The 11,980-nt window shown below is 46.2% G+C and carries 5 protein-coding genes; 2 read left to right on the top strand and 3 right to left on the bottom strand.

The genetic code is table 11. From position 1 onward, the window contains the following. Nucleotides 1–135: 135 nt before the first annotated feature. Entirely contained in the window at nt 136–7,692 is a 7,557-nt protein-coding gene (locus C2M32_RS07600) for an Ig-like domain-containing protein (RefSeq protein WP_158678166.1), read from the top strand. A 179-nt stretch (nt 7,693–7,871) separates the two neighbouring features. Here C2M32_RS07600 and C2M32_RS07605 read toward each other — a convergent pair whose 3' ends face one another. Further along, nucleotides 7,872–9,245, bottom strand: coding sequence for a hypothetical protein (locus C2M32_RS07605; protein WP_105167851.1), 1,374 nt, complete (start codon nt 9,243–9,245; stop codon nt 7,872–7,874). 165 nt (nt 9,246–9,410) lie between these two features. On the opposite strand from C2M32_RS07605, the gene C2M32_RS07610 reads away from it, so the two are divergent. Further along, a complete protein-coding gene (locus C2M32_RS07610; protein WP_105167852.1) occupies nt 9,411–9,776 on the top strand; it encodes a HopJ type III effector protein in 366 nt (121 codons plus the stop codon). A gap of 127 nt (nt 9,777–9,903) precedes the next feature. Here the strand turns inward: C2M32_RS07610 and C2M32_RS07615 are convergent, their stop codons facing one another. Continuing rightward, nucleotides 9,904–10,107, bottom strand: coding sequence for a hypothetical protein (locus C2M32_RS07615; protein ID WP_105167853.1), 204 nt, complete (start codon nt 10,105–10,107; stop codon nt 9,904–9,906). A 3-nt stretch (nt 10,108–10,110) separates the two neighbouring features. Beyond that, nucleotides 10,111–11,616 (bottom strand): tetratricopeptide repeat protein, encoded by a 1,506-nt coding sequence (locus tag C2M32_RS07620; protein WP_105167854.1) that lies wholly within the window; start codon nt 11,614–11,616, stop codon nt 10,111–10,113. Between the last annotated feature and the right edge of the window lie 364 nt (nt 11,617–11,980).

Here is an 11,980-nt window from a genome sequence, read left to right on the forward strand (position 1 = left end):
ACTACAGTATGGTTTGATGCAACCGCAGAAAGCAAAATGGATTTAACCATAAGGGTTGAATATTTTGGTATTTAATCGCGCATACAACTTTCGTTCAAAAAGAAGCTTAAACTTCGTGTCGACATGGGGTGTTATATGAATTGTGTTAAACGGGCGCCAACGTTTTTTGCTTGGTCGTTAATGTTGTTTTTTTGCCTACATATATTTGCGCAGCAGCCAGATACACAACATGATAACCAGTTAGTGGTTATTGATTCACAAGTAGAAAATAAACGTGTACTAGCGGCGCTTTCGTTAAGTTCAAGCATTATGCCTGTAGACGCATTCTTAACCGGTGAGCGTCGTCATCAGTATGGTGCAATTCATTTGTTCTCTCACGGTGGCTCCGGTTGGTTGCTGATCAACGAACAGCGAGTCTATGCAAATACTAATGAATTCAGTCAATTAGCTGAGATCCTTGATGCAAACCTTACGGCAACAGGTAAGTTGTTCCTATATGGTTGTGACTTGGCTGATGGCGACGGTAAGCAGTTTGTTGATTTATTGAGTAAACGACTGAATCGTACTGTTTATGCATCGACCAATAAAACAGGTAACCCTGAAAATGGCGGCGACTGGCGTTTGGAGTACTCATCTGATGGGGCTTCAAATGGCTGGCAGCTCGCGCAAAATATCGAAGGTTTTCAGGGAGTATTAGCCGCGCCAAATGACGTGACCTTTCAAAATGGTGGTCCTGCGCTGCTGAGTAACCCCGTCACTTTTGATGGCGTAACTTACTCTCATGCTCTCCCCGCGACAGGTAAAATGGCTCGCTATAATGATTCAGTGACCGGCAATGACAATTTTGGTACTGCCGATGGTCAAAATACCGACAATATCTTGCTTTATCATATGTCTGATGGCGGCACCTTGGATGCGCCGACGGGTGATGTGGACTTTCGCTTTGCAACTTCTAGTGGTGATGAGTTTAAACTGGTATCTATGGAAGAAGGTGGTATCAGCAACGAGGGTAATGCCGTAAGCAATAGTATTAACTATGTGGTTACCATCACAGGTTATCGAGACAGTGCCAGCGTGGTATCCGATACTATAGATTTTCAGGTATCTGATAGTGCGAACTCCGTAACTTACACCAAGAATAACAGTTATAATGATGGCGTTTTGACTTTTGACAGTGAGTGGCAAAACATTGATGAGGTGCGCTTTACGACATCGGGTAAAAGTACTTTTGTGACCTTTGTTCAGATTGACACCATTGACTTTGAAGCCGCGGTGTCAGATACAACGCCACCTTCTGTCAGCGCTTTGGACCTATCGGGTACGCCCAGTGCATCGGACTCCTCACTCACTTACACCATTACATTCGATGAGTCGGTTGCTAATGTGTCTACCGATGATTTTACTGTAACTACGGTATCAGGTAATGCCAGTGGCACAGTCTCAAGCGTATCGTCATCTTCTGGTTCTTCGATGGATATTACTGTAAGTAGCATCACCGGTACGGGTAGCTTGCGGTTAGATCTCAACGCGAATACCAATATTGTTGATGGACTTGGTAATGGTAATAACACAAACGGTTATGTAGCGAGTTTTAATGGTGAAGCGCACACGGTAGACACCGATGCACCAACGGTGAGTAGTGTGACGTCTAGTGACGCGGACGGTACATACAAAACGGGTGATTCAATATCAATTACCGTTACATTTACCGAGTCCGTCACTGTGACTGGAACGCCCACTTTAACGTTGGAAACGGGAACGAACGATAGGACTGCAACTTATAGCTCTGGCAGCGGTACATCCACACTAACTTTCGCATACACGGTACAATCTGGTGATGAAAGCAGTGACTTGGCCTATGGCTCTACATCAGCGCTGGCTTTAGCGGGTGGAACAATTACTGATTCGGCAACAAATTCCGCGACCTTGACGCTGCCAACGCCAGGGGCTACAGATTCACTTTCCGCCAATAAAGCACTGGTGATTGATGGCGTTGCGCCCGCGGTCAGTAGTGTATCTTCAACGACAACAGACGGCACTTACATAGCTGGGGACGTGCTCACGATTACGGTTACTTTTGATGACACCGTGACAGTAACTGGCACGCCAGAGCTCACGTTGGAAACCGGAAGCAATGACACGGTAGCTTCATATAGTAGTGGTTCTGGCAGCACAACATTGAGTTTTAGTTATACGGTGCAATCTGGCGACACCAGTGGTGATTTAGACTACTTCTCCACATCTGCTTTAGCGCTTGCGGGTGGCTCCATCAGCGATGCATCAGGCAATGTTGCATCATTGACGCTACCTTCACTCGGCGCAGCTGGCTCACTGTCAGCAAATAAGGCGTTAGTTATTGATGGTGTGGCACCGAGTGTCAGTAGTGTGTCTTCAAGTACAGCAAACGGTTCATATGGTGTAGGAGATGTCATCACTGTTACGATTGAGTTCAGTGAGGCAGTGAGCGTAACAGGTACGCCCATATTAACGCTAGAAACAGGTACGACAGATAGGACAGCCAGCTATAGCAGTGGTTCTGGAGGAACGACACTGAGCTTTGCGTATACGGTGCAAAGCGGCGATTCCAGTAGTGATTTAGCCTATGTATCTACCAGCGCTTTGGCGCTAAATGGTGGAACAATCAGTGATACTGCGGGCAACACTGCGAGTTTAACGCTGGCTACACCTGGTACTGCTAATTCGTTATCTGCCAACAAAGCCATTGTCATCGATGGCGTTGCACCGACTTTTGATGGGGCGAATTCGTCCCCAGTAAACGCAAGTTATGGGCATGCGGCCAGTGGCACTATTTCGCTTAAGTTCTCAGAGAATATCGCTTTTGGTAGCGGTAGTATTATGTTGATTAGTACGGCATCAGCAACCGTGGTAGAAAACTTTGAGGTGACAACAGCGCAAGGCGATAATGGAGGCTCTGTGTCTATCAGCGCTGACTCGCTCAGTGTTCACCCAGGCTCAAACCTTTCAGCGGGTACGAGTTATGCAATACAGATTGCACCTTCTGCAATCACCGATACAAATGGCAATGAATTTGCTGGGATCAATGACAATACTAGTTACACATTTACGGTAGCGGCCAATGTTACCATGACCGTTGACAACACCAGCATAGTTGAAGACGCTGGTGTAGCGGTGGTGTCACTGTCGTTGGTTGATGCGGCTGGTACAGTATTTAGTGCTCCAGCTGATGTGGTGGTGCAATTAAGTTTTAGTGGCACAGCAACCGGTGCTGGTACTGATTATTCGTTGTCGGGAGGAATATCAGGCACCAGTGTAACCATCAGTGCCGCAAACTCATCTCAAACTTTCTCTGTGACAGGTGTAGATGATGCACCAACAGTAGACAACAATGAAACGGTTATTGTTGATATCGACTCCATCACTAGCGGTAATGCCACAGAGTCAGGCACTCAGAGCGTTACCATCACATTGGTGGAAAATGCATTACCTACATTAACCATGGCACAGCTGCTTGATTATTCAGAAAATTCGGCGGCTACTGCATTGGATGCTCAGGCTGTGGCGAATGATTCAGACGGAGACACAAGTTGGCAAGGAAATGGTGCACAGCTTGTGGCGTCAATTACTGCTAGCGGCCTATCAGAAGATAGTTTGAGCATCAGCACGGCTGGGGACTTTAGTATTAGTGGCGGTCAATTAAGCTATCAGAATACCGTGATAGGTACTCTAACTGATAGCAGCGGCACGGCTAACGATGGTGTTGTTACTGGCAGTGACAGTCTAACCGTGAGCTTAACGGCGAGTACCAACGCGATCACTCAAGCGCTGGTACGTGCGCTCAGTTATCAAAATAGTTCTGACGCGCCATCGACCTCAGCGCGTACAGTAACAGTGCAATTAACCGATAGCTCATTTGGTACGGTGTCTGCTGCGGTGACAGTTAATGTGAGTGCTGTCAATGATGCGCCTACTATTTCTGGCACGCCTGCGACCTCGGTAGTTCAAGGGGGGTCATATAGCTTTACACCAAGCGCTCAGGATGTGGACTCGAATACTTTGACGTTTAGCATCTCAAACAAACCGAGTTGGGCATCATTTGACACCGCCAACGGTGCGTTGACGGGCAATCCGATTAATAGCGATGTGGGTACCACCGTAGGCGTAGTGATTAGCGTGTCAGATGGTGTTTTATCATCTAGTCTGGCGCCTTTTAACCTCAATGTGACTAATGTGAATGATGCACCGACCATCACAGGAACCCCCACAACTTCAATAGAACAAGGAGTTAGCTATAGTTTCACGCCTCAAGCAAGTGATGCTGATGGAGATACACTGAGCTTTAGTATTGTTAATCAACCTAGTTGGGCGAGCTTTGATACCAGCACGGGCGCACTCAGTGGCACCCCTCAAAATGATGACGTTGGTACCACCTCGGGGATTATTATTTCGGTATTCGATGGCGCGCTGTCTGCCAGTTTACCAGCATTTAATATTCAGGTGATTAACGTAAATGATGCCCCCACCATCTCGGGAACACCGGGTACAAGCGCGGTACAAGACAGCTTATATAGCTTCATCCCTCAAGCCAGTGATGTTGACGGTGACTCGCTGACGTTTAGTGTGAGCGGCTTAGCGAGTTGGCTGACGTTTGACTCCAGCACAGGCGGATTGTCAGGGACGCCCACGCAAAGTGACGTGGGGAGTACCACGAATATTGTGATCACGGTAAGTGATGGTAGTTTGTCTGCTAGTTTGACATTTGATCTAACGGTTGTGCAGAAAAACACCGCACCGGTAGCGACACCGCAAAATCTGAGTGTGGATGAAGATTCAACGCTGACCATTATTGCCAAAGGAGAGGATGAGCAGCAGGACACATTGAGCTTTGCGATAGCCAATGCGCCCGAAAATGGAACGCTAAGTGCTTCAAACAATGGGTGGACTTATCAACCAAACGCTGACTTCAATGGGCAAGATAGCTTTAGCTATACGGCCAATGATGGAGAGCTTACCTCAGAACCTGCTGTAGTTAGTATCACTGTCGAGCCTGTGAATGATGCGCCTGTTGCCGTTGATGATGCAATCACCGAAGCACTTAATGATAGTGATCTTTACAGCTTACCGGTACTTAACAACGATACGGATGTAGATGGTGATAGCCTAAGTATTGTAGGCGCTAAAGCCAGCATTGGTAGTGTGAGCATTGTTGATGGCACATTAAGTTATCAAGCATTCAGTGGCTTTAGTGGAGAAGTACAGCTTAGCTACGTCATTTCTGATGGTAATAAAGGCACAGACACAGCCAATGTTGATTTACGGATCACTGGACCATCAGATGACGACAAACCGATATTGACATTACCTGATGATATACAAACCAATGCGGTTGGTTTATATACCAAAGTAGACTTAGGGGTTGCGTCTGCGGTAGATAGTTTGGGTAATCCAGTGCCTGTATCCTTGGTTGACCAGACGCCAATATTCCCTGCTGGGGTTAATAATGTTTATTGGCAAGCAACGGATAGTAATGGTCTACAAACAAGGGCAAAACAAACAGTCGTTATTCACCCAATTATCTCTTTGAGTAAAAACCAAGTGGTTACAGAAGGCAACGAAGTGACTGTGTATGCGATTCTTAACGGTACAGCCCCGAGTTATCCACTGACCGTTGCATACAGTATTGCTGGAACGGCGGATGCACAGGATCACAATGCCCAAGCAGGCACGGTGACTTTCACCAGTGGCACCATCGCAGCTATCAAATTCTCTGTGTTCAATGATGATGTCGTTGAGGAACCTGAAACCATAGAGGTCTCGCTCAGCGGTGCCGGTAACTTTGGTAATAAACGTACGACAACGATTCGTATTCTGGAAGGAAACATAGCGCCGACGGTTGAGTTGAGCGTGATGCAGAATGAACAAAATAGACTCACAGTGAGTCAAGTTGAAGGGCCAGTTACCGTGACTGTAAATGCTAAAGACGCCAATCAAGGAGATGTGCTGAGCAGCAGTTGGAGTTCGTCTTTGGCCGCGCAAAGTACCAGCGATACAACATATGTATTTGACCCATCAAATGTTGAACCTGGGGTTTACTCGGTGGTTGTGTCGGTGTCAGATGACGGTACGCCATCGCTAAGTGCAAAAGAAACGGTCTATATTGATGTGGTGACCGAACTTGTGACACTTGGCAATGATGATGAAGATGGTGACTTGATCCCCGATAGTCTCGAAGGTTATGCCGATGAGGATGGTGATGGAATTGCGGATTATTTGGATGCGATCAATGAATGTAACGTAGTGCCCGAGCAAGTGAGCAATCAGGTTGGTTTCCTTGCCGAAGGCGATCCCGGTGTTTGTTTACGAAAAGGCTCGGTAGCGGCGCTTAATAATCGTGGTGGTCTACAACTTCAGTCAGGTAATCAACAAGCTGTTATTGGTGAAGATGACGGGGTGTCTAATATTGGTGGGATATTTGATTATATTGCCTATGGCCTGCCTGAACCCGGACAAACCTATCGGTTAGTATTACCGCAAAGGCTCCCAATCCCAGCCAATGCTGTGTATCGCAAGTTTACACCAGAGCAAGGGTGGCGAGACTTCATTGAAGATGCTAACAACCGAGTGTATAGCAGCGCGGGCGAACCTGGTTATTGTCCTCCTCCGGGCGCAGAGCAGTGGCAGTTGGGCATGACAGAAGGCCACTGGTGCATTCAACTGGAAGTTGAAGATGGTGGTCCTAATGATGCGGACGCACAGGTAAACGGCACAATAGTCGACCCAAGTGGTGTTGGTGTTTATTCATCAGGCAATCAGGTTCCGATTGCTAATGAAGATACTTTCACGATGCCATGGAACAGTAGCGCAGAGTTTGATGTGCTTGCCAATGACACCGATGATGATGGTGATACATTGAGTATCGTGCATGTCAGCGCGCAGTTTGGTAGTGTGGAAATCACCCCTGAGCAGCGCATTCGATACACCTCGGTCACCAATTTTGCGGGTGTCGACGTGATTAGTTATAGCATCAGTGATGGACAAGGTGGAACAGGCTTTAGTCGTGCCACAATCACCGTCGCTGGCAATATGGCGCCAGTTGCAGTTGATGATATTGCACAAACGGCAAATCGCAGTTTGGTGGTGATTGATGTGTTGGCAAACGATTCAGATCCAAACGGTGATGAATTAACAGTAACTTCAGCGAGTGCACAAAACGGCCGTACATTTATTAACGACGGTAAAACCATCGGTTATGTGCCTCAAAGCGGCTTTGCTGGAGAGGATACACTGACATATCGTATCAGTGATGGTAAAGGAGGCGTCGCAGAGGCTCAGGTATTTATTTCAGTCGCTGAAAACCAACCGCCAGTGGCAAACTCCAATACCGCTTCTGGAGATAACATCTCTACCATTTTCATTGATGTACTCGGTAATGATACCGACCCTGAAATGGATGAGATCACACTGCTATCAGCGAGCGCGGAAGTAGGCAGTGTGTCTGTAATGAGTAATGGTTTACTCAGATACACACCAAAATCAGGGTATGTAGGCATGGACACTATCCGCTATGTGATTGCCGATGCTTATGGCGAACAAGCCCAAGGCATAGTAGCGGTAACAGTGACTAAGCCGCTCTCTGATGGCAGCGGTGGCGGTAGTGTGTTCTGGCTACTTCTGATGGCACCGTTGCTAGTACTACGCAGGCGGGTAGCCTAGACATTTAATCAACAAGCCCAGAAAATACCGAACATGATATTGTTCGGTATTTTTTTGCGTTATTAATCGAGGCTTAGGAGATACTTGTAAGGCTTTGTTGGAAGGCGCCTGTGGCTTTTCCAATCTACCACTCGCTGTTGCGTCCACCCAGTGACGCGATGCCCGCTGATTACGCTTTATTAATCATCCTCAACGCCTTCTTCCATAAGCTCAATGGCGACGATTTCCGAGCGATTCATGGTCAGCTTATAGCGTTCAAGTTGCATGCCTTGCTTTGAGGTGAAGCGCAGTACAAGGTTAATTTGATAACGGCGTTCTACGGATTTTTTAGATACCTTTTGACCCTCTAAACTATACAGTTTCCCAGCCCCTTTTTTCAGGTAGCGAACAAATGAGGCCATGTTGAAGGTGATACGTTGCTGAACTTCATCGTATCCAGGTAAGAACTCACTGATATTAACTTGGTTCTTACAGCAAAAATGCATCAAGTTGGCGGCTTGTTTATTTTGCTGTCTTCTTTGTTTGAGGATTTTCACCACCTCTTGGGGTAAATCTTTTTTGCGAATATGCTCAAGCCAGATGGTTTGTGTACAAACAATGTCATCACTTACCGAGCTTTTAAATCGATTACGCCACTTTGGCCGACCCCTTTGAATTATCCGCCATGCCCATTGAGTGAGGTCTTCTTTAAAGGTTTCTCTGAGTCCATAGATAGCACCAAGAAGGGCGATGAGTGCGACGGTCACTTCTTGGAAGTTAGAACGGGCATTGAGCACGATAAACATCACAAACGCCATGATCACGCCAGTTACTAGACCTTTCACCAATCGTCGTAAATTGAGCGTTAAATCAATAGTCTGTTTATTAAACACCACACCGTACTCGATAAGTCGAGCAAGTAGCTTCATTTTATTGGTGATCCGATTCGGATCATCCAAGGTCACTTGCGAATTGTATGTTTGGTCTGTCCGATATTGATTCTCTAACTGACAAAATTCGATAAGAACAGCACGCTCTTCGCTAAATTCGCTGGACTTGGGGCCATTTGCAAGCAGCTTCAAAAAGGCTTGTTCGGTATGCCAACTGAGGTAGTTATCGGCATTTTGAAAATAAGACTTCAGCTTATTATCGGGAGGCGTGTAGCGCCTTAACTTTTTCAGCAGACGATCCGTTTGCTCAACTAACATCGCTGCTGCTGGGAAGAACTCTTCAGGTTCTTTAAGTTGCAGCGCAGCTTTCACATCGGAATCAAGGGCAATTTTAATTTGGTAACAAAACAGGTTGAGATTGAGACGATAACCGGTTTTTTGACCCTTATTTTGACTGATGAAACGACTATGAACCAGTGGTAAATGCAGTTGTTCTGAATAGTAAGCACTGTGGCTTTCTATATTGGCATTAAAAAAGTCTACCTCACTGAGCGTACTTTCGTTGATCCCCATATCTGTTGGGATTGAAAAATATAGGTCGAGTTGACAGGTCTCTTTGGGTAGGAGTTGATAGTGGATTTTAAAGGATAGATTTTCATCTTGGCTTAATTGGGCTCTGCTCACGCTATATCATTATCTCCTTAAATGTATTCTTATTCAGTTTAGCACAAATCCTTACGTAACATTGGCTTAAGTTGAAATTTACGATGTTAAATACGGTATTTTAAACTAAATAATGATAATGGCGGTGTGTAAATGGTAGAGTTGGTTTTTCACCAAGGAGAATGTATGACACATACACCAAGCTCGTTAGACATAAATGCCTTTATCAAAAAGTTGAGCGAGGATGCGCAGGGCATTGAATTTGAACAAACTATTGCATTGATTGACCGCTATTACCAATTTACTCCTGTGGCCTTTAGCAATGGCGAGCAACACAATGAATCAGGGACCAACCTTGGCTCATGTAAGATATTGGCTTTTGCGAAGTTACATCGACTTGATGAGAGAGCAACATTAAACTGTTTTGGACGGTACTATCGAGAGGACGTGCTGCAAAATCCACAGGGCAGCGATCATGGCAATATTAGAAACTTTATAAAGTTTGGTTGGCAAGGGGTGTCGTTTTCTCAACCCGCGTTACACGCACGCTAGGTGAGCGTCTGAGGGACGGTGTGGCAAACCACGCCGCCCGATGTGTATTAGCTTAGCCACCAGATATAAAAATATATTGGACGGATGCGCTCAAGCTACTCGACATAGCTGTTACCAGTGCTCTGGCTTATTTAATATTAATATCACCTTGGCTATCGCCAGCAACCTGCACAGATTTGTTGTTATCGCCTGCAACCGACTGTGTGGCCTTTGCTTTGTTTTGAGAGCGCTTAAAATACTGTAATACGGTAAATAAAACCCCGATGCCTGCAATAAGTAATGTAATCAGTGCAACTTGCACCTCAATGCTGTGATTGTAAAACCAACTCATATGTTAATCATCCTCTGGTATTGGTTCAGCCAATGAATTTAACTGCGCTTTAATCTGTTCGATTTTTGCTGTGGCTCCTATTTCTGTGAATAGCGCTAAACTCTTTAACCACATCATTTTAGCCCTATCCAGCTCACCGCCCTTACGGTAGATACTGCCTATATTGCCGTATTGGTTGGCCATGCCTTCTTTGCGCCCCAGCGCTTCATTGAGTGACAGGCTGTGCTGGAACATCTCAAGGGCGCTATCCAGCTCACCGCGTGCTCTGTAGACAAGACCCATATTGCCGTAACTAGCTGCCATGCCTTCTTTGCGCCCCAGCTCTATTTCGATAGTTAGACTTTTTTGGTGCATCTTAAGGGCGGTATCTAACTCGCCACGTATTTGGTAGACAAGGCCCATATTGCCATATTGTTTGGCCATGCCTTCTTTGCGGCCCAGCGCTTCATTGAGTGACAGGCTGTGCTGAAACATCTCAAGGGCAGTATCCAGCTCACCGCTTGCTCCATAGACGAGGCCCATATTACCGTATTGGCTGGCCATGCCTTCCTTGCGCCCCAGCGCTTCACTCAGTGCTAAGCTTTTTTGGAACATCTCAAGGGCCGCATCCAGTTCACCGCGTACTCGGTACACATTGCCCATATTGCCGTAACTAGCTGCCATGCCTTCTTTGCTACCAAGCGCTTCATTGAGTGACAGGCTGTGCTGAAACATCTCAAGGGCGGTATCAAGCTCACCGCGTACTTGATACACAAGGCCCATATTACCGTATTGGTTGGCCATGCCTTCTTTTCGGCCCAGTGCTTCACTCAGTGACAGGCTTTGCTGAAACATCTTAAGGGCGGTATCCAGCTCACCGCGTGTCAGATATACAATGCCCATATTGCCCATTGATATAGCAATCCAGAGGTTATCGTTATTACCTTGAGCAAGGTCTTTTAAGTGAGTATAAGCCTCTATGGCCTTATCCAACAGGCCCGTTCTTACATAAAGATAACCCAGTTGATTCCAAGCTTCCATGTAGTCGGGGTTAAGCTGTGTGGCGCGCAGGGTATGAGTAAGAGCGCGATGGGTGTTATGTAAATACGCTAACGTGCCTTTTTGGTAGTGACATTTAGCCGCTAATAAAATCGACGGTTCACTCTGGTTAATTTGTTTATCCAGTAGCGCTTCTGCACGTTCTACATTGCCACTGTCAATAATGGCTTGCAGCCCGTTATCTACCTCAAGCTCCGTTAAGGTATGATTATTTTTAGCGGCCACGAGGCTGGCAATAATTTCGGTGTGGGATTGCACAAGCTGGTTTTTCATATCCAGCTCTAATTGCTGGCTTTCTAGTTGTTTTGTTAATGCGTCAATTGCGGCTGTCGCTTTCGGGTCGCCCAGAATGATATCACCATAGACATTGCCGCCAACTTGAACCGACGAATTGTCATTACCCGTGACACCTTGAGAAACGCCATCGTTTTTCTTAAACCAACGGATGAGTACTGCTATTAATTTGACCAAGCGCGCTATCCCTAAAACTGACCTATACCCAGTAGGATGTTAGAGAAGCGTCACAGCAAATGCAAAAAAATTGCATGGTAGCGGTAATGTATGGCGTTTTTTGAAAGTTCGAGAGGCAAGTTGCTAAGGTGCCGGGAGGCTGATTTAGGGAGCATGACAACCGCTGGCAGTGATGTAGCAGCGGTTGTAAAAAGTAGGGCTACTTAGGTTTTTTTGGCATCGAGACGCCGACCTTTAAATGTGCTGAACTTGATGAATTACCACCAACCACTTTTTGGCAGTTTTTAAGGTTTAGTTCTTTCATGGTTTGTTTCCTTGTGTTTAAGTTTTTGGCTTAACTATTTAGGCCTCGTAGGCTTCGAGA

It is taken from the genome of Pseudoalteromonas sp. T1lg23B, from assembly GCF_002964665.1.
GTDB lineage: Bacteria > Pseudomonadota > Gammaproteobacteria > Enterobacterales > Alteromonadaceae > Pseudoalteromonas.